The sequence below is a fragment of the Photobacterium sp. genome (assembly GCF_057456235.1).
The window spans coordinates 148,160-171,158 of the sequence record NZ_JBVCPH010000006.1; the positions used below are offsets into that span (position 1 = coordinate 148,160).

At 47.6% G+C, this 22,999-nt stretch carries 24 protein-coding genes; 10 read left to right on the top strand and 14 right to left on the bottom strand.

Going from position 1 to position 22,999, the window contains the following annotated elements; translation table 11 throughout:
• The first annotated feature begins 11 nt into the window (after positions 1 to 11).
• The 6 genes from AC2204_RS08955 (at position 12) to yajL (ending at position 5,985) form a co-directional block, all read left to right on the top strand.
• Positions 12 to 374 carry a hypothetical protein gene (locus AC2204_RS08955; RefSeq protein WP_318925171.1) on the top strand — a complete coding sequence of 121 codons (363 nt, stop codon included), beginning with the start codon at positions 12 to 14 and terminating at the stop codon, positions 372 to 374.
• 212 nt (positions 375 to 586) lie between these two features.
• A complete protein-coding gene (locus AC2204_RS08960; RefSeq protein WP_318925172.1) occupies positions 587 to 1,978 on the top strand; it encodes an AmpG family muropeptide MFS transporter in 1,392 nt (463 codons plus the stop codon).
• 356 nt (positions 1,979 to 2,334) lie between these two features.
• A complete protein-coding gene (locus AC2204_RS08965; protein ID WP_318925173.1) occupies positions 2,335 to 3,147 on the top strand; it encodes a nucleoside-specific channel-forming Tsx family protein in 813 nt (270 codons plus the stop codon).
• Between the two features lie 370 nt (positions 3,148 to 3,517).
• Positions 3,518 to 4,336, top strand: a complete 819-nt coding sequence (locus tag AC2204_RS08970) for a nucleoside-specific channel-forming Tsx family protein (protein ID WP_318925174.1) — start codon at positions 3,518 to 3,520, stop codon at positions 4,334 to 4,336.
• 142 nt (positions 4,337 to 4,478) lie between these two features.
• Entirely contained in the window at positions 4,479 to 5,384 is a 906-nt protein-coding gene (panE, locus tag AC2204_RS08975; RefSeq protein ID WP_318925175.1) for a 2-dehydropantoate 2-reductase, read from the top strand.
• Complete coding sequence (gene yajL, locus AC2204_RS08980; RefSeq protein WP_318925176.1) at positions 5,374 to 5,985, top strand: protein deglycase YajL; 612 nt, start codon at positions 5,374 to 5,376, stop codon at positions 5,983 to 5,985. The genes panE and yajL overlap by 11 nt, the downstream gene beginning before the upstream one ends.
• A 119-nt stretch (positions 5,986 to 6,104) precedes the next feature.
• On the opposite strand, the gene thiI is transcribed toward yajL, so the two are convergent.
• From thiI to pomA, 3 genes are all read right to left on the bottom strand, one after another.
• Positions 6,105 to 7,553: a tRNA uracil 4-sulfurtransferase ThiI gene (thiI, locus tag AC2204_RS08985; protein ID WP_318925177.1), complete on the bottom strand. Its 1,449-nt coding sequence runs from the start codon at positions 7,551 to 7,553 to the stop codon at positions 6,105 to 6,107.
• A 165-nt stretch (positions 7,554 to 7,718) separates the two neighbouring features.
• Positions 7,719 to 8,654 (bottom strand): flagellar motor protein MotB, encoded by a 936-nt coding sequence (locus tag AC2204_RS08990; protein WP_318925254.1) that lies wholly within the window; start codon positions 8,652 to 8,654, stop codon positions 7,719 to 7,721.
• Between the two features lie 13 nt (positions 8,655 to 8,667).
• Positions 8,668 to 9,432: a flagellar motor protein PomA gene (gene pomA, locus AC2204_RS08995; protein ID WP_318925178.1), complete on the bottom strand. Its 765-nt coding sequence runs from the start codon at positions 9,430 to 9,432 to the stop codon at positions 8,668 to 8,670.
• 222 nt (positions 9,433 to 9,654) lie between these two features.
• Here pomA and xseB point away from each other — a divergent pair, with 222 nt between their 5' ends.
• The 3 genes from xseB to dxs are packed head-to-tail and all read left to right on the top strand — an operon-like array spanning position 9,655 to position 12,679.
• A complete protein-coding gene (gene xseB / locus AC2204_RS09000; RefSeq protein ID WP_318925179.1) occupies positions 9,655 to 9,897 on the top strand; it encodes an exodeoxyribonuclease VII small subunit in 243 nt (80 codons plus the stop codon).
• A complete protein-coding gene (gene ispA / locus AC2204_RS09005; RefSeq protein WP_318925180.1) occupies positions 9,890 to 10,792 on the top strand; it encodes a (2E,6E)-farnesyl diphosphate synthase in 903 nt (300 codons plus the stop codon). The genes xseB and ispA overlap by 8 nt, the downstream gene beginning before the upstream one ends.
• A 24-nt stretch (positions 10,793 to 10,816) precedes the next feature.
• A complete protein-coding gene (gene dxs, locus AC2204_RS09010; protein WP_318925181.1) occupies positions 10,817 to 12,679 on the top strand; it encodes a 1-deoxy-D-xylulose-5-phosphate synthase in 1,863 nt (620 codons plus the stop codon).
• Positions 12,680 to 12,933: 254 nt separating this feature from the next.
• Here dxs and pgpA read toward each other — a convergent pair whose 3' ends face one another.
• The 9 genes from pgpA to glyA all read right to left on the bottom strand — a co-directional run bounded on the left by pgpA (position 12,934) and on the right by glyA (position 20,539).
• Entirely contained in the window at positions 12,934 to 13,419 is a 486-nt protein-coding gene (gene pgpA / locus AC2204_RS09015) for a phosphatidylglycerophosphatase A (RefSeq protein WP_318925182.1), read from the bottom strand.
• A 3-nt stretch (positions 13,420 to 13,422) separates the two neighbouring features.
• Positions 13,423 to 14,397 carry a thiamine-phosphate kinase gene (thiL, locus tag AC2204_RS09020; protein ID WP_318925183.1) on the bottom strand — a complete coding sequence of 325 codons (975 nt, stop codon included), beginning with the start codon at positions 14,395 to 14,397 and terminating at the stop codon, positions 13,423 to 13,425.
• A gap of 83 nt (positions 14,398 to 14,480) precedes the next feature.
• Entirely contained in the window at positions 14,481 to 14,951 is a 471-nt protein-coding gene (gene nusB, locus AC2204_RS09025; RefSeq protein ID WP_318925184.1) for a transcription antitermination factor NusB, read from the bottom strand.
• Positions 14,951 to 15,421 carry a 6,7-dimethyl-8-ribityllumazine synthase gene (gene ribH, locus AC2204_RS09030; protein WP_318925185.1) on the bottom strand — a complete coding sequence of 157 codons (471 nt, stop codon included), beginning with the start codon at positions 15,419 to 15,421 and terminating at the stop codon, positions 14,951 to 14,953. The genes nusB and ribH overlap by 1 nt, the downstream gene beginning before the upstream one ends.
• A gap of 197 nt (positions 15,422 to 15,618) precedes the next feature.
• Positions 15,619 to 16,722: a bifunctional 3,4-dihydroxy-2-butanone-4-phosphate synthase/GTP cyclohydrolase II gene (ribBA, locus tag AC2204_RS09035; RefSeq protein ID WP_318925186.1), complete on the bottom strand. Its 1,104-nt coding sequence runs from the start codon at positions 16,720 to 16,722 to the stop codon at positions 15,619 to 15,621.
• 22 nt (positions 16,723 to 16,744) lie between these two features.
• The gene (locus AC2204_RS09040) at positions 16,745 to 17,401 is read right to left on the bottom strand and encodes a riboflavin synthase (RefSeq protein ID WP_318925187.1); all 657 of its coding nucleotides are present in this window, start codon (positions 17,399 to 17,401) and stop codon (positions 16,745 to 16,747) included.
• Between the two features lie 30 nt (positions 17,402 to 17,431).
• Positions 17,432 to 18,547, bottom strand: coding sequence for a bifunctional diaminohydroxyphosphoribosylaminopyrimidine deaminase/5-amino-6-(5-phosphoribosylamino)uracil reductase RibD (gene ribD / locus AC2204_RS09045; protein ID WP_318925255.1), 1,116 nt, complete (start codon positions 18,545 to 18,547; stop codon positions 17,432 to 17,434).
• Between the two features lie 79 nt (positions 18,548 to 18,626).
• Positions 18,627 to 19,076: a transcriptional regulator NrdR gene (nrdR, locus tag AC2204_RS09050; protein WP_318925188.1), complete on the bottom strand. Its 450-nt coding sequence runs from the start codon at positions 19,074 to 19,076 to the stop codon at positions 18,627 to 18,629.
• 212 nt (positions 19,077 to 19,288) lie between these two features.
• Positions 19,289 to 20,539, bottom strand: coding sequence for a serine hydroxymethyltransferase (gene glyA / locus AC2204_RS09055; RefSeq protein ID WP_318925189.1), 1,251 nt, complete (start codon positions 20,537 to 20,539; stop codon positions 19,289 to 19,291).
• A 389-nt stretch (positions 20,540 to 20,928) separates the two neighbouring features.
• Between glyA and AC2204_RS09060 the strand changes: the two genes are divergently transcribed.
• Positions 20,929 to 21,543: a DUF6198 family protein gene (locus AC2204_RS09060; protein ID WP_318925190.1), complete on the top strand. Its 615-nt coding sequence runs from the start codon at positions 20,929 to 20,931 to the stop codon at positions 21,541 to 21,543.
• Between the two features lie 87 nt (positions 21,544 to 21,630).
• Here the strand turns inward: AC2204_RS09060 and glnB are convergent, their stop codons facing one another.
• A complete protein-coding gene (gene glnB / locus AC2204_RS09065; RefSeq protein ID WP_107284939.1) occupies positions 21,631 to 21,969 on the bottom strand; it encodes a nitrogen regulatory protein P-II in 339 nt (112 codons plus the stop codon).
• A gap of 324 nt (positions 21,970 to 22,293) precedes the next feature.
• The gene (locus AC2204_RS09070) at positions 22,294 to 22,983 is read right to left on the bottom strand and encodes an HAD family hydrolase (protein ID WP_318925191.1); all 690 of its coding nucleotides are present in this window, start codon (positions 22,981 to 22,983) and stop codon (positions 22,294 to 22,296) included.
• Positions 22,984 to 22,999: the final 16 nt, after the last annotated feature.

A 22,999-nucleotide genomic window follows, 5' to 3' on the forward strand; every position in this document is an offset into this window, starting at 1 on the left:
AGGTGACTATTATGCTAACGTTAATCTCATCGCAGCCAGATATTCCCTCTGAAGTGGTCAGCCAACATATTTCCGACCATGCACCAGCCCTCGCTTTAAGTGCATTAGGCGTAATAAGCGGTGAAGTCAGTTGTCCATCACTCAAGCGCACCTGTACCGAACACTTCCATGAATGGTGGAAGCTGTCTGTTGCGGCAGGTACACCAAACGGTAAATATGAATCGGTATACTGGTATTTACTACAATTATTAGAAACACAGGAAGACTATCAGCTGCTCGGTAACAGTTTTGTTCAGTTCAAAGTCACCAGCTGTGCGCAATTTCTGCTTGGGATCGGCCCAGCCCCAGAAAAAATGCAAGGCATCAGACCTTAAGATATCTGTATCTAGGAGTGAGTGGCGTCCCCCTTCGATTCCATATACGTTCCTCACTTTACAAAATGACAATATTTGATGGCTAACCTCGTCAAAAATTCTGTGATGTCGTACAAGTACTAAATACCTGACAAGAAAACTACCTGACTCTGTTACCTTACCTTTATAATCGGTAAAACCAGCGGCGACGCTATCAAGATTTAGAGGTAATAATGGAGCAATCGATAGAGAATAATAACGAACAGGGTTGGCGGGTGTACTTAGAAAAAAAAGTACTGATCATGCTGGCCCTTGGGTTTTCTTCCGGATTACCTATCTTATTAGTCTTTGGTACTCTGTCATTCTGGCTTCGAGAAGCCGAAGTCAGTCGAACCGATATCGGTTTTTTTAGTTGGGTCGCATTAGCTTATGGCTTTAAATGGATATGGTCACCACTGATTGATCGTTTTCCTATCCCCATCTTTTCCCACCTATTCGGGCGCCGCCGTGGCTGGATGCTATTCTCGCAAATTTTGATCATCCTCTCTCTATGTGGCATGGCCATCAGTAATCCGCAGGTTGATCTTGTTCAACTGGCTATTTTTGCCGTTATTGTCGCCTTTGCTTCTGCGTCTCAAGACATTGTCATTGATGCTTATCGTATTGAACTGGCGACCGAGCGCTTACAGGCGGCACTCGCTGCCGCTTACATGACAGGCTATCGCTTAGCAATGATCATGGCAGGCGCTGGCTCACTGGCCTTCGCCGCCTGGTTTGGGTCTGACACCGTTTATGATGTCACGGGCTGGAAAGCCGCTTACTTTATCATGGCCGGTTTTATGCTGGTTGGGATCGTGACTGCGCTCTGCATTAATGAACCCAATATTGATAGCAGTGCAATTGATAATACTGAGCGTCTATACCGCCAGCAATTGCGCAATAAAGGCATGGGCGCACGACAGGCAAGACTGGTGGCTTGGTTCTATACCGCCGCTCTGATGCCTTTTCAGGATTTTTTCTCTCGTTACGGACGTAATGCGTTACTCATTTTGGCGCTCATTGGCTGTTACCGCATTTCCGATGTGGTGATGGGGGTCATGGCCAATGCCTTTTATGTCGATATGGGCTTCAGTAAAACGGAAGTCGCCTCTGTCTCGAAGATATACGGTGTCATTATGACATTAGTGGGAGCCGGCCTCGGAGGGATCCTGGTCAGTAAGTGGGGAACCCTGCGTATTCTGGCATTAGGTGCCATTCTGGCCGCCTGCACTAATTTACTCTTTATGCTCTTTACCTATATAGGCAATAGCCTGCCGATGCTGACAATCGTTATCTCAGCTGACAACTTAAGTGCCGGCATTGCCACCGCGGCATTTATTACCTATATGTCGAGTTTGACCAATGTTGCGTTCTCGGCAACTCAGTACGCCCTGTTCAGCTCGATCATGCTGCTGTTCCCTAAATTTATTGCCGGATTCTCTGGTATGTATGTTGATACCTTTGGTTATAACACCTTCTTCTTTACCACGGCATTGATAGGCCTGCCTGTTCTGCTGCTCATTTACTTAGTCGCAATAAAGTCGGAAAATCGGGGTGACGCCAGCGAATCGCTATCTTCATCGTAATTCTTTCTCACTATTATTTTCCTCCGGCTTAAATCTGAGGGGTATTCTGTTGATGCGGAACCCCCCTCTTTTTTTATCACCACCTTTCATCACTAAAACCCGCCTTAACTGCAGCCATGTAACGTTTCATTTCTCACTTAGCTCTGAAAAAGTTCAATCAAATCGCCAAAAAACCCAGTTCAGATCACGCAAACAAACAATCTGTAATCGATTACAGCCGATCACGATCACACTCTGCAAAGGATTGCGCAATCGTTACATTCACAACCGTGACATAAAGCAATAGAATGCTTGCATAAATTCAGGCAGCCCAATAATAAGCCTGGTCTTATCTACACAATTAGCGAGTACATACCATGCGCAAAACATTAGTAGCACTAAGCGTTCTAGCAGCAACGGCTTTACCAGCTGTGGTAAATGCAGCCGATTATTCTGACGACATTCACAAGAATGATTACAAGTGGTCACAATTCAACCTGATGTATGCTTTCGATGAGAAAGGTGCAGGTGCAGAATCATCTCACGACTACCTGGAAATGGAATTCGGCGGCCGCTCAGGCATCTTTGATCTGTACGGTTATGTTGATGTATTCAACCTGACCAGCGACAAAGACAGCGACAAAGCTGGTGCAGAAAAAATCTTCATGAAGTTTGCTCCTCGTGTCTCTCTTGATGCGCTAACCGGCAAAGACCTGTCTTTCGGTCCGGTTCAGGAGCTTTACCTTGCGACTCTTATTGAGTGGGGCGGCAACTCTGGTGTGAACAACCAGAAGATCGGTATTGGTTCTGATGTAATGGTTCCATGGCTAGGCAAAATCGGTCTGAACCTAATGGCTTCATACCGCGGAAACGACAAAGAGTGGAACGGTTACCACCTTGCTACTAACTGGTTCAAGCCATTCCACTTCTTCGACAACGGCAGCTTCCTGTCTTACCAGGGTTACATCGATTTCGAATTCGGTATGGATGATGACGCTGCTTTCCAATCTAGCACTGGCACCGGGATGTTCAACGGCCTGTACTGGCACTCTGATCGCTTTGCTGTAGGTTACGGTCTGAAGCTATACGATAACGTTTACGGTTTCGAAGATGGTCAAGCTCTACCATGGGCACCAGAGGCAGAATCTTCAGGTGTAGGCCACTACGTAGCCGTTACTTACAAGTTCTAAGCAATTCCCATTGCTGAACGAACGTTAAAAAGGCGCCGCTGGCGCCTTTTTTTATTGCTAAAATCCACTACACACCTGCCATTTCTCAGAAATAAGACAATTATTACTTCCAATATTCTCTTCCCTTGTACTTCATTTCTTTAGCAGATTTCCCAGCCCTGGTCCTCTCCTGGCGGTGAATAACATCTTATCGGCGAGAGAGAAAAAAAAAGGTAAGAATAAACACTAATCTTTGCTGTAGGAGTTCAACATTTATTTTCATCGCGCTCCAATTTAACTTAACGCTCTTTAGCCTTCACGCTCACAGACAGAGTGTGATGTCACAAAGAGCATATCAATACAGCAGTGGCAACGGTTAGCGAGATCCCCCATGAACAAAACACTCACAGCTCTCAGTGTCAGCTCGGCTCTGGCCCTTTCGGGCGCAGTATTTGCTGTCGATTATTCCGATGATATCCACAAAAATGACTATAAGTGGATGCAGTTCAACCTGATGTACGCCTATGAAGAACTTCCCCGCAGCCCGGATGCACATACAGGCCATGACTACCTGGAAATGGAGTTTGGTGGCCGTTCCGGGATCTTTGATCTCTATGGCTACATTGATATCTTCGACCTGACCGAGCACGATGCGAGTGATAAAAACGGCAAACCCAAAATATTCATGAAATTTGCCCCGCGCGTATCGTTAGATGCCGTGACAGGCAAAGATCTGTCATTTGGCCCGGTTCAGGAACTTTACTTTGCCACCCTGTTTAATTGGGGAGGCGGAACAGAAGCCGATTTCGACCCCAATAATTCTTTCTGGGGGCTTGGTTCTGATATCAACGTGCCGTGGTTCGGTAAAGTCGGGCTTAATTTCTATGGGTATTATAATATTACTGCCAAAGACTGGAACGGCTATCAGATTTCAACAAACTGGTTTAAGCCTTTTTATACCTTAGAAAACGGCAGCTTTGTCGCCTACCAGGGCTATATTGATTATCAGTTTGGTGCAGACGATACCTTCAAAGGAAATACTCAGGCTCAACACGGCGGTGTGATGTTTAACGGTCTCTATTGGCACTCAGACCGCTATTCCGTCGGCTATGGCTTTAAACTGTATAATGATGTGTATTTGATAGAGGATACGAATACATTCGAATCAACAGGTATTGGCCACTACGTCGCTGTAACCTATAAATTCTAAGCTAAACGCTTCGCTTTGAAATCACCATCATATTCAGAGTACCTTGCAGTGCTCTGAATTCTTCTGCCGGTCGTTATTGTTGACTCGCGCAAATGTGCCTGTGTGTTATGATTTTCGAGAGAAAATGAATTGAGATTTGCACGTGAAAATAACACTTTTGGGCGCAGGTGCTATTGGCGGCCTATGGAGTTGCCAGCTAGTAAAACAGGGACATAAACTTCAGCTGTGGACCCGCAAGGATGTCAAAACAATCAACCTGGCGTTTCAAGGCTTAAACCAAACCGAAACGGAGCTGTTTACCTTTCATTGTAATGATAAAGCCGCTGTCACCGAGAGTGACTGCATAGTGATCACCGTTAAAGCCTTTCAGGTTGAGCAGGCACTGCGTGATATCCTGCCCTTTATCAGCCCCGAAACACCTGTGGTGATCATGCATAATGGAATGGGAACCCAGCAGATGGTACACCAGCGGCTGCCCAACAACCCGATTATTTACGCCACCACCTCACAGGCAGCCTTCAAACCCCATCCGCGGCAAGTCAATCATACCGGTCTCGGGCCAACCTGGATGGGCGCAGAAAACAGCGCGGGCAAAAATTTCGACTTTCTGGCCGAAGTCTTCAATCAGGCGTTAGCACCTTGTCAGTGGCATCAGGATATTGCCCAGCCCTTATGGCACAAGCTGGCTATCAACTGCGCTATTAACCCTTTGACCGCTAAACATCAATGCCAGAATGGCGAACTTGCCCGGTCCGAGTTTAACTATTTACTTTCTCAAATCTGTCAAGAAGTGGCCGCGGTAATGAGCGCGGAAGGCTATCGGGTGACAGCTCGGGAATTAAAACAACACGTTGACAGGGTGATAGCAGCGACAGCGACAAATTTTTCTTCTATGAATCAGGATATTTGCCAGCAAAGGCCAACCGAGATCGACTATATTACGGGCTACCTGATAGCTCGGGCGAAGGTGCATGCTATTCCGGTCCCGATCAATACCCAGCTATGGCAACACATTAAACAACTGGAGCAAGACAACAATGACGAATGACCCTCAAATCAAAGTGGCCGTTTGTATCGCCCCCGGCACTGAAGAAATGGAAGCCATCAATACCATAGATATTTTAATTCGGGCCGGGTTTGATGTTACCACTGCCAGCGTCGCATCAGATGGTGCCTTGGTTGTTGAAGGCTCTCGTGGTATTAAGCTGGTTGCTGACGTTGCTTTGGTTGAAGTGGCAGACGCCCCCTTTGATTGCGTGGTGCTTCCTGGCGGCCTAGGCGGTTCAGAATGTTTCCGCGACAGCCCGCTGTTGGTTGAATTTGTTGCCCAGCACAAATATGACGGCAAGCTGATTGCGGCAATCTGCGCCGCCCCAGCCGTGGTTCTGGAACACCATAACCTGTTTCCGACCGCACTGATGACTGCGCATCCCGCCTTCCAAGACCAGATCCCCGACGCTCGCCGCCGCGTAAAACGCGTTGTTTTTGATACTAACAACAACTTACTAACCAGCCAGGGACCCGGCACGTCACAAGAATTCGCTTTAGAAATCATTGTACATTTAGCCGGTAAAGAAAAAGCGGCGGAAGTGGCTGCACCGATGGTGGTATGGCCGAATATGCATTACGACGTGTTGCCGAAGCAATAGGGTTGAGATTCGAGGTTCGAGGTTCGAGCAAAAGAAAATAAAAAAACGAGAGCCAAGGCTCTCGCTTTTTACTAGACACTCGAATCTAGGGACTCGTCTCTAGGATCTTGTCCCGGCTGTTACGGCCGATAAACTTTAACGTTACCGAAACCATTTTCTTTCAGGTACAACGCCTGCAAACGGCTCATTACGCCACGGTCACAGTACAGCAGGTACTCTTTACTCTGATCGAGATCGCCAAACTGAGTGGCCAGCTTATAAAACGGTAGATGCTTAACTTCCACACCGTCGATAATAAGCGGGCTTTCATCTTCTTCATCCGGGCTACGGATATCCAGCACGATGGCATTGCTATCAATTTGATCAACCAGCTCAATTTCAGGCGCTTGTTCCTGGCTCTGCTTCTCGATATCACGAATATCCATCACCCGTGCTTCTTCAATCACACGATCCAGGATAGCAAAATCAAACTTGGCTTCTTCTGCCTCAAGTTTCCCTTGCACCGCTTTCACTGTCGGATTCTTCGAAATCACACCACAGAATTCAGGCATGGTTTTCGCGAACTCTTCGGTACCAATCTCACGCGCCACGTTGATAATATCTTCTTTGTCCCAATTGATTAAGGGACGAAGAATCAAGCTGTCAGTCACGTTATCGATCATGCGCAGATTTGTCAGTGTCTGGCTCGACACCTGACCTAACGCTTCACCGGTTACCAAAGCTTGAATACCAAAACGTTCGGCAACCTGACCTGCAGCGCGCATAAACATACGTTTAAGCACGACACCCATCTGGCCGTTCTCTATTTTCTCTAAAATTTCAGCGACTACGGGCTCAAAATCAATCGAAATGAATTTCACTTTTGCCGACGAACCGTACTTCTTCCATAAGAAGTGTGAGACTTGCTTCACACCGATCTCGTGAGCAGGGCCTCCTAAATTAAAGAAGCAGTAATGAACTTTACTGCCACGCTTAATGTGCAGGTAGCTCGAAACACCTGAATCAAAACCGCCTGAAATCAAGCTCAGTACATCTTCCTGAGTTCCCAGAGGGAAACCGCCCAGGCCCTTATGGCGAGCAAGTACCTGTTTAAGAATATTGTTTTCGACTTCAATATTAACCGTAACATCCGGCTTTTTCAGTTTAACCTTGGCTGATTCGACTGCTTGGTTCAAACCACCACCGACATAGCGTTCAAGTTCAATCGAGGTAAAATCATGCTTGCCAACACGCTTCGCCCGTACACAGAATGTTTTCCCCTCGATATCCTTACGCACCAGCTCCAGTGTTTTCTCATAGATATCGTGCATGTCAGTGAAGTCGGTTTGATTAACTTCAAGCACATGGTGAATACCCGATGTTTGTGTTAACACAGCCAGTACCTGCTCACGAATCGTCTCATCTTTCACCGTTACTTCAATGTAAGTACGGCGGTTGACGACCGACACAGAATCAGACAAACGCTGAAGAATAATGCGAATATTGCTGTCTAGGATTTTGGTAAAGCGCTTACGAATAGATTCGCTCTTTACAAAAATCTCTGGATGGGGTTTTACGATAAATTTCATAACACGCTTCGCTACACAGGGCCAAACTAAAGGCGCGGATTATACAGCAAGCTTGCTGTTGCTGAAACAAAGATATAACCAAACCATCTCAAGAGACGAACTCTCGATCTTGAGATGGTTTCGGTCTACAAGGCAATGTTAGCCCCCTTGTACCACTAATAATAGCTATCCGGGATTATTCTGCGTGTCAGAACTGATGACTTCATCTGAATAATGCGCTTTGCCCTGCATGATCGTAATCTCAACCCGGCGATTTTCGGTACGTTGTTGCTCTGTTTTATTGCCATTTAACGGGGCGGTACCCGCCAGGCCAACAACCCGCAGTCGCTTATTGTCAAACCCCTCGACCTGCTCCATTTCCTGGGCAACCGAAACGGCGCGCTGGGCCGAAAGATCCCAGTTTGAACGGTATAGTTCAGAATCAAGTTTTTGATTATCGGTATGACCGGTAATTCGGATCACTCCCGGAACCTCTTTCACTAAATCGGCTATCTGGCGAACCAAAGGTCGGAATTTTGGCTGTAAAAAAGCCGATCCCGCAGGAAATGCCCCCTTTTCTTTAATCCGAATCACGACCTGCTGCCCGAAGTTTTCGACTTCAAGTGCGCCATCTTTAATTTCTCGGTCCAATGCTTTTTGCAACATTTCAAGCAATTGCGCTTGTGATTCAGACATCTCAGATTCGTTGTTCTGATTGCTTTCGGTGGATATATCCGCGCTTTTCCCCCCCGTCAGCTTGCCCGCTTCACGCTTGGTACCGCCAGCCCGATCGGATTCCCCATCATGGAACTCTAACGTTCGCTGGGTCATATCAATCGTCTGCTGCATAATCACTTCAATCGGCGTCGGCTCAGGCCGCCCCGGGCGAAACTCCTGGGCGATAACACTTGTACCTTTCGGAATGTCTTTAACATCCAGCATGTTCTGAACGCCAAAAGCAAATTTCATTGACCCCGCAATCTGCTTAAACTTCAGCACATCCATCTCAGAAAACGACAGCAGCAGAACGAAAAAGCACATCAGTAATGACATTAAGTCTGCAAAGGTACCCATCCAGGCAGGTAGCCCCGGCGGTGGACACTTGCAGCTCTCATCTTCCATCATTAAGCTCCCATTAATTTGAATCTACATCAAAAATTCGTTTTTTCTCATTGAGGTAGTTCCTCAGGTAGCTATCAATCACACGCGGATTCTGGCCATCTTGAATGGCCAGTACCCCATCCATGATCAGACGACGGTTAAGCTTCTCTTGCTCGCGACGCAGAGATAGTTTGTCAGCGATGGGGAAAAATACCATGTTCGACAAAACGGCACCGTACAGTGTCGTCAGAAGCGCCACCGCCATGGCCGGGCCGATAGATTTAGGGTCATCCATATTTGAAAGCATCGCAACCAAGCCAACCAGCGTACCGATCATTCCCATCGCGGGTGCTACGTCACCGAAAGCTCGAAATACCCCAGAGCCTTTTTCATGTCGCTCATCAGTCAATGCAATATCTTTCTTCAGCGTCTCCCTTACCACGTCTGCATCATGACCATCGACCAATAAATCGATGCCTTTTTGCATGAAACTATTGGTAATATCCATTTCTTCAAGTGCAAGAAATCCGCCTTTACGCGAGGCATCGGCCATTTCGACCACTTTAGCAATCAGGTCGATAGGCTCATCACATTTAAACATGAAAGCTTTGCCTGCAACTTTACTGGCACCGAAAAATTGCCCCACTGTGAATTTCATCAATACAACGAAGGTTGAACCACCGACTACAATCAAGATGGAAACCGGATCGATGAACATACTAATGCTGCCACCAATCACCATTGCCATGATCACGAAGGCAAAACCACCAATTAAACCTATTAACGTAGCCAAATCCACGAAGCGTTCCCCTTTTGCGACTCGCAAGATACTAAAGAGTATCAATTTTATACGGCTTTATTTTACAGAACTCGAAGTATATCGGCACCTTTCGTTTATGATTTAGCTTTCTTGCTTCAAAAGGCGAAAATTACTGTCTGCAGCACAGAATATTGTGACATAATTTGACCCAGAATAATCTCTACGTTATTTTTCCTGCACTTTCAGAATAGTGAGCACTTTATGGCAGCTAAAAAACCAGAAAATATGGCGTTTGAAGCCGCACTTGATGAGCTCGATACGATTGTCAATGAGCTGGAGTCGGGTGACATTGCACTAGAAGACGCGCTGAAAAAATTTGAGCGCGGTATTGCACTGGCACGTAGCAGCCAACAAAAACTCACCCAAGCTGAGCAACGTGTAGAAATTCTGCTGCAAGCGGACGATGAAGCCCCCCTGACTGAATTTGATGCTGACAATGAATGACATCCGGTCTTTAACACCCTCTCTAAAATACTACCAAGAGCGTAGTAACCAGCAGCTAGCACAATGGATTGCGGCTCAACCTTTTGCCGACCATGCGCTGATAGAAGCCATGAAGTATGGCACTCTGCTTGGTGGTAAACGTGTTCGCCCATATCTGACCTATGTCACCGGGCAAATGTTAGGGGCAGAGTGTGTCGATCTCGATACCCCGGCAGCGGCCGTCGAATGTATTCATGCTTACTCGTTAATTCACGATGATCTGCCAGCAATGGATGACGACGAACTTCGGCGCGGTCAGCCAACCTGTCATATCGCCTTTGATGAGGCCACCGCCATTTTAGCCGGCGATGCGCTCCAAACCCTGGCATTTGAAATTCTTGCTGATGGCCCGCTAAGCCCAGAAGGGCATACCAGACGAGTGGCGATGATAAAAGAACTCGCTCAGGCATCCGGTGCGGCAGGTATGTGTATGGGTCAAGTGCTGGATTTAGAAGCAGAAGGTAAACATGTCGATTTACAACAACTTAAATCGATTCATAAACACAAAACCGGGGCTCTTATCCGCTGTGCTGTTCGTTTAGGTGCATTGGCCGCAGGCCCCAAAAGTGTAGCTGTATTACCCCAGCTTGATCAGTATGCTGAAGCGATTGGCCTGGCCTTTCAGGTTCAGGATGATATTCTCGATGTAACCAGTGATACCGAAACTCTGGGTAAACCTCAGGGTTCAGATCTTGCTCTGGAAAAAAGCACCTATCCGGCTTTGCTCGGATTAGAGGGAGCTAAAGAGAAAGCTCAGCAACTTTATCAAGAAGCGCTACAAGCATTGGATGCAATACCCTACAATACACACCAATTAGAAGTTTTCGCCCGATACATCATCGAGCGCAATAACTAAAATCAGTAAAAGCGCCGAAATGTTATGACTCTGGATATCTCAAAATACCCCCATCTGGCTCTGGTCAACACCCCAGATGAATTACGATTACTGCCGCTTGAAAGTCTGTCGATGGTATGCGATGAGTTACGTACGTACTTACTCAACTCCGTCAGTCAGTCAAGTGGACACTTTGCCTCCGGCCTCGGTGCTGTTGAGCTGACTGTTGCCCTGCATTATGTGTACAACACCCCATTTGATCATTTGATCTGGGATGTTGGCCACCAGGCATACCCGCATAAAATTCTCACTGGGCGCCGGGATCAAATGCCGACCATACGCCAGAAAAACGGTCTGCATCCGTTCCCATGGCGTGAAGAGAGCGAGTATGACGTACTTTCTGTCGGTCACTCTTCAACCTCGATCAGCGCCGGCCTGGGCATGGCGATTGCGTCTGAAAAAGAGGGGCTGGGCCGTAAAGTCGTCAGTGTCATCGGCGATGGTGCCATTACCGCGGGCATGGCTTTTGAAGCCATGAACCATGCCGGTGATGTTCACTCCGACATGTTAGTGATTTTAAATGACAATGAGATGTCTATCTCTGAAAATGTCGGTGCCTTGAATAATCATTTGGCACGTCTGCTATCCGGCAGCCTTTATACCACCATTCGCGAAGGTGGCAAAAAAGTGTTGTCTGGTGCGCCCCCCATCAAAGAACTGGTGAAACGCGCAGAAGAACATATAAAGGGCATGGTTGTACCCGGCACCATGTTTGAAGAGCTTGGCTTTAACTACATCGGCCCTGTTGATGGCCACGATGTCGCAGAGCTGGTCAAAACACTGAAGAATATGCGCAACCTGAAAGGGCCGCAATTTCTTCATATTATGACCAAAAAAGGAAAAGGTTACGCACCGGCAGAAGCCGATCCGATTAACTACCATGCGGTACCAAAATTCGATCTGAGCCAGAACCCACTACCGAAAGCGAAAGATGCCAAGCCTACTTTCTCTAAGATCTTCGGTGACTGGCTGTGCGATATGGCCGTTGAAGATGAAAAGCTGATGGCAATCACGCCGGCGATGCGCGAAGGCTCTGGCATGGTACGCTTCTCGAAAGAGCACCCGAGCCAGTACTTTGATGTCGCTATTGCAGAGCAACATGCCGTCACACTGGCAAGCGGGATGGCTATTGGTGGCTACCATCCGGTTGTCGCGATCTACTCGACCTTCCTGCAGCGTGGCTACGATCAGTTAATCCATGATATCGCTATTATGGATCTGCCCGTCATGTTCGCGATTGACCGTGGCGGCCTGGTCGGCGCGGATGGCCAGACGCATCAGGGAGCCTTTGACTTGAGCTTCATGCGCTGTATTCCCAACATGGTGATCATGGCACCCAGTGACGAGAATGAATGTCGTCAGATGCTTTATACCGGCCATAAGCACCAGGGACCCAGTGCGGTTCGTTACCCTCGAGGTACCGGTATGGGGACTGAAATCCAATACCAAATGACGGAGTTGGAAATTGGCAAAGGCATTGTTCGTCGTCAGGGCGAAAAAGTCGCTATTCTAAGCTTTGGAACAATGTTGTCCTACGCCCTGGAAGCCGCAGAAAACCTCAATGCAACGGTGGCTGATATGCGTTTTGTTAAACCCCTTGATGAAGCCCTTATTTTGACGCTGGCGGCAACACATGATGTACTGGTAACGGTAGAAGAAAATGCCATTGCCGGTGGTGCTGGCAGCGGTGTCATTGAGTTTATGATGAAGGCAAAATGCTTGAAACCCGTCCTGAATATCGGCCTGCCCGACCAGTTTATTGAACCGGGCACACAGGCAGAATTGCACTCGTCACTGGGTATTGATGGCCCAGGCATCGAGAAACAAATTCGCGAGTATCTGAAGTAAAGAGCAAGTAACTAGAGGCGAGTTGCTAGGATCGAGTAACTCGCTTCTGATTTCTAGGCACTAATAGTGAGTATTTAAAGCTCCAATGCCTATAGTAGCTTTTCCTTACCCTTTTCAGTACCGCTCCCTCATACCCGCCAAGCTTGATATGGCCTTGATTCAGAAGTAGGAAAGTTTTGGGAGAGGTAAAAAAGCCGCGCGGTTGCACGGCAGATTAAGACTTCTTGACTCTGCTCGATTCCGGAGCACTGCGGTTACCAGCCCTGCCAGTATCCTATGCCCCACAGGGCAATCATCGCCATAAAGCCCGCGAGAATGTCGTCAACCATGATGCCGAAGCCACCATGAACATGCTTATCAAGCCAACTGATCGGCCACGGTTTGACCATATCAAAGAAGCGGAACAGAATAAAACCAGCAAGCACCCATTGCCAGCTCAGTACCGGGGCTATTGCCATGGTGATCCAGAAACCGACAAATTCATCCCACACGATACTGCCGTGATCGTGCACCCCCATATCATCAGATGTTTTCTGACAAATTGTGATCCCGATAATCGCAGCGATAATCGTGATCAGAAGATAGGCAGCAAAAGGCAGCTGGACCATCAGCAAATAAAACGGGATCGAAGCAACGGTACCCACGGTTCCCGGTACGATGGGCGATAAGCCACTGCCAAACCCGGTAGCTAACAGGTGCCAGGGATTTTTCAGGTTGATTAAATCTTTGGGATTACTCACGCATTACTCCGAAAAATGGTCATAACCATGTAATTGCCACGCCAGCAACTCATCACGTCGCATCAGCTTAATACCCGTTCCGGTCCGCAGCTGGCCAATACAGGTCGCTTTCACTCCGGTATGGGCCAAAGCGGTATCAAGCGCACCACGGTTCTGTTCGGGAACAGTAAAGCATAACTCGTACTCTTCGCCACTGGCCAGCGCCAATTGCTGCGCTTTGTCCAATTCAGGCTCAAAGGCTAGCAGTTCGGGTGACAAGGGTAATTTATCAACATCAACGGTTGCAGCAAGCTGTGAGCGTTTCAGAATATGGCCAAGATCAGAAATCAAACCATCGGAGATATCTAAAGCGGATGATGCGATACCACGCAGGGCCTGACCGGCAAGAATACGGGGTTGGGCTTTATAATGGCGTTCTATCAAGGTCGCTTTCAGCGCTTCATCGGCCACGGTGACTTCGCCCAACAGCACAGCCAAGCCTGCGGCACTATCACCTAACTGACCGGTAACATAAATCCAGTCACCCGAGTTGGCGCCACTGCGGGTGAGTGCCTGCCCTTCAGGAACAAACCCATGTACCGTTAAGGTAATACTGAGTGGTCCTTTGGTGGTATCGCCACCGATCAGCTGAACATTGAAATAATCCGCTAATGCAAAGAAACCGTCACAAAAACGGCTGAGCCAAGCTTCGTCAGGAGCCGGCATGGTGAGGGCCAGAGATACCCAGGCCGGGGTCGCTCCCATTGCCGCAAGATCACTCAGGTTAGACGCTAACGCTTTGTGCGCCACCAGCGCAGGATCGGCACCGGCAAGAAAATGGGTTCCGGCAACCAGTGAGTCGGTACTAACCGCCAGATGGCTGCCAGCAGGGACATTGAGCAACGCACAATCATCACCAATAGCCAAGGCAACATCACGACGATTGACATTTTGATGCTCAAAATAACGAGCGATGAGGTCAAATTCGTTACTAGCCATAATTCTTATTTTATTAAGTCATTCTTTGCTTATTGGACACAGAAAAAAGGCCAGCAAAGCTGGCCCCATAGCATCGTTTCCGATTATTTCTTTCTGCGAAGAGTTGGTGCGGCTTTATCCAGCACACCATTCACAAATTTGTGGCTATCTTCTGCACCGAATATTTTTGCAAGTTCGATTGCTTCATTGATAACGACTTTATAGGGAACATCTTCGCGCTTAACCATTTCGTACATCGCTAAGCGAAGTAACGCAAGTTCCATCTGGTCCAAATCTTGTAACGGACGAGACAGGTATGGACGCATCTTGCTATCCAATTCCTGATGGTTAAGTACGACACCCGTTAACAGATCGCTAAAATAGCCGACGTCTGTATGTGGTGCAGCAAGAACAGGAGCATCAGCTTGATGCTCTTCTTCTTCAAATTTATGATCAGTTAAGAAATGTTGCTCAATATCAGCAACATTGCCTTTCGTGATCTGCCAAGAATAAATAGCTTGTACAGCAAACTGACGTGCATTACGACGCGCGGCTGGTTTCACATTAACCCCCATCAGGATTCAATTTGGGACAGAACATTAATCATTTCAAGCGCGCTTAGTGCTGCTTCTGCGCCTTTATTACCAGCCTTGGTACCGGCACGCTCAATGGCTTGTTCAATAGAATCGACAGTCAGAACACCGAACGCGACTGGAGTATTAAACTCGAGTGCGACCTGAGCCAGACCTTTATTACACTCACCGGCAACATAATCGAAGTGTGGGGTTCCACCACGAATCACAGAACCCAGAGCAACAATCGCATCATAGCGATCGCTTTTAGCAACCTGCTGTGCAACTAACGGTAGCTCGTAAGCACCAGGACAACGAACAACGGTGATATTGTCATCGCTTACCTGACCTTGACGTTTCAGCGCATCTAGTGCACCTGAAAGTAAGCTTTCATTGATAAAGCTGTTGAAGCGTGCGATTACGATAGCAACTTTTGCGTTTGGTGCCGCGATGGCGCCTTCAATTACCTTCATGGGCCTTCCTGTGACTATGTCTTTCCGGTTTGAGAAACCGCGGGAGTCTATCACACTTTATACAAGTGTCGCTACGGACAACCGGCGGTTTCACCTGATTAGTTAAATTTATATCCCTCCGCCGCGATCGATATGCGCAGAGACGTATAGCGTTAGCGAATCCTGCTTCAGCAGGACTGTTATCCGTTTACGCCGGATTATTCACAAACGTACTCAACAATGTTCAGGCCAAAACCTGACAGCGAGTGGTAACGTTGAGTACTGGATGATAACAAGCGCATATCAGACACCCCTAAATCAGCCAGAATTTGCGAACCGACACCGACCTGGCGCGATTGATCTTTCGGATTCAATTTTACTTTCGGTTGACCGTTAGCCTGAGCCGACAAATTTTTCACCTTAGTAATAATTGTGTCATGGCTTTCCTGCTTGCTCAGCACCACCAGTACGCCACCGTCTTCGGAAATACGCTTCATCGCGGCAGGTAACGTCCATTGAGATGCACCTGAATGCAGAATATCTTTAAACGTATCTTGCAGGTGAACACGTACCAGCGTGGCCAGTCCCTCTTTTATTTCACCCTTACGCAATGCGTAGTGGATCTCGTTATCAATGGTATCACGGTAGGTGATCATATCGAACTCACCGTACTCGGTTGGCAAACGACATTCAGCAATGCGTTCGATGGTGGTTTCGTTGTTATTGCGGTACTCAATAAGATCGGCAATCGTCCCCAGCTTCAGATCGTGCTTTTCAGCAAACACTTCCAGTTGCGGGCGACGGGCCATGGTGCCATCTTCATTAAGGATCTCAACGATCACACTGGACGGTTCCAAACCGGCTAAACGTGCGATATCACAGCCCGCTTCAGTATGGCCTGCACGAGTTAATACCCCGCCTTCCTGTGCCATCAGCGGAAAAATATGGCCCGGCATCACAATATCAGCAAAGCTTGCATTCGGTGCGACTGCTGCCTGCACGGTACGGGCGCGATCGGCTGCAGAAATACCGGTGGTCACCCCCTCTGCAGCTTCAATCGATATCGTAAAGTTCGTGCTGAACTGCTCGGTATTATCTTGTACCATCAAGGGGAGATTCAGCTGCTTACAACGTGCATGAGTGAGTGTTAAACAAATCAGTCCACGACCATGCATCGCCATAAAGTTAATAGCTTCAGGGCTGATTTTTTCGGCAGCAATGATCAGATCGCCTTCATTTTCACGATCTTCATCATCCATTAAGATAACCATCTTACCCTGACGAATATCATCGATAATTTCTTTTGCACTGCTTAAAGCCATAACAATACCCTTATTCTAATCTTTATCCTAAAAACCCAGTTTTAGCTAATAAGTCCATGGTCACTTCTGATTTTTTATCAGCTGCTTTTTCACCTAACATCAAACGCTCTAAATAGCGGGCAATAACATCCACCTCTACATTCACTTTACGGCCCGCCTGGAATGACTCCATTGTCGTCTCTGCTGCAGTATGAGGCACGATAGTCAATTTAAACTCATTGCCACGAATTGCATTGACCGTCAGGCTGATACCATCAATAGATACCGAGCCTTTTTCAGCAATGTACTTAGCCAGATGGTCTGGGGCTTTTACCCAAAACTCAATCGCACGACCGGTATGGTCACGGGCAATAATTTCCCCAACCTCATCAACATGGCCTGAGACCATGTGACCGCCAAAGCGGGTCGTTGCCAGCATGGCTTTTTCCAGATTCACTTTCTGGCCTGATTTATAATCAGTAAACGCTGTTCGCTTTAATGTCTCGAGGGATAAATCAGCCACATAGCCTTTGCCGGTCAGTTCAACGACCGTCAGGCAAACGCCATTGGTGGCAATACTGTCACCCAGTTTGACATCTGACAGATCAAGCGTGCCTGACTCAACAGTAACAGAAATGTCTGCACCTTTTGGCGTCAACGCAGTAATGGTGCCTACAGCTTCAATTATGCCGGTAAACATATCTAAAAATTCCTTGATTTGCTCTATACGTTAAACGCGAGCAATAATACGTAAATCAGGGCCCACCATGCGAACGTCGGTTATCTCAAGTTGAGGTACCTGAGACATCGCAGTCAGCCCTTGTAAATCAATTAACCCGCGGCTATCGCTACCCATCAGTTTGGGTGCCTGGTAAATGATCAGCTCATCAACCAATCCAGCAGACAGCAACGCACCAGCCAATCCCGCCCCCGCTTCCACCCAGATATGGTTAATCTCTTGCTTTGCCAGTGCAGCCATCAACTGCGACAGATCCAGCCGTTCAGAGTCTGGCTGACAGGGTATGATCAGTTGATCCACAGAATCGGGCCATACTTCCTGTCCGGCTTTCGCCCGCGCCAGATAAGCCTGCCCCGGCAAACTGAATAGCTGATGCTCAGGCGTCACACGATTCTGGCTGTCGATAATCACCCTTGATGGCTGGCGCAATGCCTGTTGTGGGTATTCGGTCTGGATCTGCTCACCCAGCTCATCCCACCGCACATTCAATGACGGGTCATCCGCCAATACCGTCGCACTGGTCGATAAAATCGCTCCGGCGCAAGCGCGGAAGCGTTGTACATCCGCGCGGGCCTGCGGGCTGGTGATCCACTTGCTTTCACCATTGGCCAATGCTGTACGGCCATCAAGGCTTGATGCTAATTTTAGCTGCACATAAGGCCACCCGGTTTTCATTCGCTTTATAAACCCGGCATTCAGTGCTTGGGCATCGGCTTCCAGCAACCCCGTCTGAACCTCAATACCGGCGACTTGCAGCATTTCAATACCCCGGCCGCCGACTTGAGGATTGGGATCAACCATCGCGCAGACAACACGAGAAACGTTGGCATTAATTAGCGCCTGGGCGCAAGGAGGAGTGCGACCAAAATGAGAACAAGGCTCTAGCGTCACATAAGCAGTAGCACCATCGGCATGCTCGCCAGCAGCTCGCAGAGCAAACACTTCTGCATGTGGTTGCCCGGCCTGATAGTGGTAACCTTCACCAACAATGGTCGTACCCTGTGCGATAACACAGCCGACATTAGGGTTCGGGGCTGTTGTGAAACGGCCGCGTTTTGCCAGTTTTATGGCACGCAGCATCATGGCATGATCAATGGGAGAGAACATCTGACTTTGCATTCATTTAGCTTAGAGGTAGTGGAATAGCTCACCGTGACTCATTGCACCATGAGCTAAACAATCACTTTTATTTTTCTAACTTGGCGATTTCTTCACCAAATTCACGAATATCTTCAAAACTACGGTAGACCGAAGCAAAACGGATATAAGCAACTTTATCCAGATCTTTCAATGCTTCCATCACTAAGTTACCGATCATATCAGACGGTACTTCGCGTTCACCCGTGGCGCGCAAGCGGGATTTAATGGTGTTAATAGCACGTTCGATATCATCTGCGCTTACCGGCCGTTTCTCCAACGCGTGTTGGATACCGCCACGAAGTTTATCTTCGTTAAACGGTTCACGATTACCATTGGTTTTTATCACCCTTGGCATCACCAGCTCAGCGGTTTCAAACGTTGTATAACGCTCATTACACGCTAAGCATTGACGACGACGGCGGACTTGATGGCCATCGGCAACCAGACGGGAATCGATTACTTTGGTGTCATTGGCACCACAAAAAGGACAATGCATCATGCCTCCTAATTTTCGTCGACTCAGTGTAACCCATTTCAACCACAGATAGAGAATTTAACCACGGTTTTCTTTGTAATCAGAGATCAAAACAAAACACTTTGCATTCTGACTCGCCCCAAAAAACAAAACGGCACTATAAAAGTGCCGTTTTTCCAGATGCAACATTACGCGGTTCCAGGCTCTAGGAGCAAAGCGTACTCGTCACCCGATTAAGAGTAGACAGGTAGACGCTTACAGATTTCGAGTACTTTCGCTTTCGTCGCTTCAATCACTTCAGGCTTGTCGATGTTATCCAGTACATCACAGATCCAGCCAGCAAGCTGCTTGGTGTCGTCTGCGGTAAACCCACGACGCGTGATCGAGGGCGTGCCAATACGGATACCAGAAGTCACGAACGGGCTGCGAGGATCATTCGGTACACTGTTTTTGTTCACTGTAATATTCGCCGCACCTAATGCCGCATCCGCTTCTTTGCCGGTAATGCCTTTGTCGATGAGATCAACAAGGAACAGGTGGTTTTCAGTACCGCCGGAAACGATGTTATAGCCACGCTCAAGGAACTCACCCACCATGACTTTGGCATTCTCAACAACATGCTGCTGATAAACTTTAAATTCAGGTTCCATCGCTTCTTTGAATGCGACGGCTTTTGCTGCAATAACGTGCATCAGGGGACCGCCCTGACCACCAGGGAATACTGCTGAGTTCAGTTTCTTATAAAGATCTTCACCTTCATTAGAAAGGATCAGACCGCCGCGTGGGCCGGCCAGCGTTTTATGCGTCGTTGTTGTTACCACATGTGCATGGGGCACCGGGTTAGGATACACGCCGGCCGCAATAAGACCTGCAACGTGCGCCATATCAACGAAGAAATACGCACCAACTTTGTCTGCGATTTCACGCATGCGTTTCCAGTCAACAACTTGAGAATACGCAGAAAAACCACCGATGATCATCTTCGGTTTGTGCTCTAAAGCAAGAGCTTCCATTTCTTCGTAATCAATCTGGCCATTCTCATCGATACCGTAAGGAATAATATTGTAAAGCTTTCCCGAGAAATTGACCGGTGAACCGTGCGTTAAGTGACCGCCGTGTGCCAGGCTCATACCAAGAACAGTATCGCCGGGATTGAGTAGTGCCATATAAACGGCATTGTTCGCCTGAGAGCCCGAGTGAGGCTGAACGTTGGCATACTTAGCACCAAACAGCTGGCAGGCGCGGTCGATAGCCAGTTGCTCGGCTTTATCAACATATTCACAACCGCCGTAGTAGCGTTTGCCTGGGTAGCCTTCAGCATATTTGTTAGTCAACTGAGAACCTTGTGCTTCCATTACACGCGGGCTCGTGTAGTTTTCAGAAGCAATCAACTCGATGTGCTCTTCCTGACGTGCAGTTTCTTCCTGAATTGCTGCAAAAAGTTCCGCGTCATAGTCGGCAATATTCATATCGCGCTTTAGCATCTGTCTCTCCTGACTAAAATAACCACAAGTTGTTGGTAACAACGAAATTCGCAAAGCTAGGCCCCACGGGGACGCAAACGTTTTCGTATCACCCATAATTAACGCTGCATTTTACAGAAATTGATCTAAATCAGATACCCCTAAAATAACTTTTTATTACATTTTATCCATGTTTATTTTCGAAGCAGCGATGAATGTTTTTCATCTTTATTCAATACCGGATTACGGACGAACACTCTATCAGAATAATATCAAGGAAAAATCAAAAAAATCGATTTACAAAAACGTATATTTATATTTACAAGTCCATTCTATCCCTTTCCCGCCCAAGCTTCTTTATCAACCTGAACCCTATTATCATCGCGTTCATCAATATAAGGAGTTTTCTTTTGAGCGGTAACAAGCATTCTTTGAATGAAAATATCATTGCCATCCTAACTGGCACCTTTATCGCTGCGCAGGGCGTTTTTTTTCTCCAGCAAGCTGACTTGCTGACCGGGGGCACAACGGGACTGGCACTATTACTCAGCCAAGTTGTTGATGTCTCTTTCGGTAAACTGTACTTTCTGATGAATACCCCTTTTTACCTGATGGCCTGGTTCCGCATGGGCAGACAGTTTGCTATCACCAGCATCATTTCCGGAGGATTGGTCTCGATCATCACCGACAACCTCCACTACGTGCTGGAAATTAGCCGACTTGATCCGATTTACTGTGCTGTCATCGGGGGGTTACTGATGGGCCTTGGCATGCTGATCCTCTTTCGTCACCACACCAGCCTCGGTGGATTCAATGTACTGGTTCTCTACTGCCAGGAGAAATTTGGCATCGCGGCGGGCAAAATGCAGATGTGCATCGACATTGGTATTCTGATTGGTTCTTTCTTCTTCGTAACGCCGGTGATTTTGATCTTATCAGTACTGGGCGCCATCGTACTGAACCTGGTGCTGGCAATGAACCATAAACCAGGCCGCTATAATAATTTAGCCACACAACAGCCATAATACAGAGTAAAGGCTGTAGGAAAAGCGAGATGTCTGACATTTCGCTTTTCCCTAGCCCCCGCTTTTCCTAGGGACTAGAGCCCGCTCTTAAATGGCGTCTTCGTCTTCCTCGCCAGTCCGTATGCGAACAACGCGCTCAACATCAAACATGAAAATTTTACCGTCACCAATCTTGCCAGTCTGGGCGGTTTCGATAATTGTATCGATACATTGTTCGGCAACTTCATCTGCGACTACTATTTCAATTTTTACTTTTGGCAGGAAATCGACCATGTATTCGGCACCACGATATAATTCAGTGTGGCCTTTTTGGCGACCAAATCCTTTCACTTCAGATACCGTCATACCCGTGATACCGACTTCAGCCAAAGCTTCACGAACATCATCAAGCTTAAATGGCTTTATAATGGCTTCAATTTTTTTCATTTTTCATCATCCTTTGCTGAGCAGAGGTTTACCAGTTAGTACCTTGATACTATTCTAGCCACCTGATTTACTGTTTTTTTATTATCGCCGATCTGACCAATTAAATTAAGCGCTATTAAGACTTTTCAGTCTTTATGATGCATTGAGTAACGACTCAATGAGAGTTGTTCTGCCGAGAGTAACCTCACATTAGAGTCCATCATTTCGATATTTCATCCTTGATATGGCATTTTGAAAATCGTCGGACAATCTGTGATCGTCATCTTTCTCTGCTTCCTGTCTGCGTTGGCATCTGGCAAATAAAATAACCCATCGGGATAACCATTATATTAATGAATTCGCCGTCAACTGGACCAGATCAACGAATCCGTCTAATGAACGAACAACCCGGGTATTCGGATTAGCTTGTAACGCGTTACGATTTAACCATACCGATTTCAAGCCTGCTCGCTGGCCGGCCTGAGCATCGCGCTGGGGGTGGTTACCGATATACCAGCATTGTTCCGGGCTGACCTGGCCCCTTTGGCATGCCGCCTTAAAAATCCCCCAATCAGGCTTTGCTACGCCCGCCTGCTCCGATGTCATCACAAAACGAAAATAGTGGCGAATACCGGTTTGCTCTAATTTGGCCTCTTGCTGGTAAATAAAACCATTACTGATCACTGCAAGGGGGGCGGTATCTTTTAGCCGCTGCAATGCCGGCTCCACATCCGGAAACAAACGCCAGTGCTGTTGATAGATGTTAAAATACTCGGTGAAGAGTTGATCGGCTTGTTTACAGGTTAACGGGCGCTTAAATAACTCACTGATACGGGCCCGGCGCTGCTGCTCAAAATTCAGTTCGCCAGCCCTCCAACGGGCACGGTGCTTATCTGTGATCTGCCGCCAGATCACTTCTGGGGTATCTGTCAGTGCAATCACCTTGTCATGATACCGTGAGACAAAGGTACGGATTGCATCCTGCTCCGCACCATCATGATCGAGTAACGTATTATCAAGATCGAAGAAAATCATATAGCCTCTTCACACT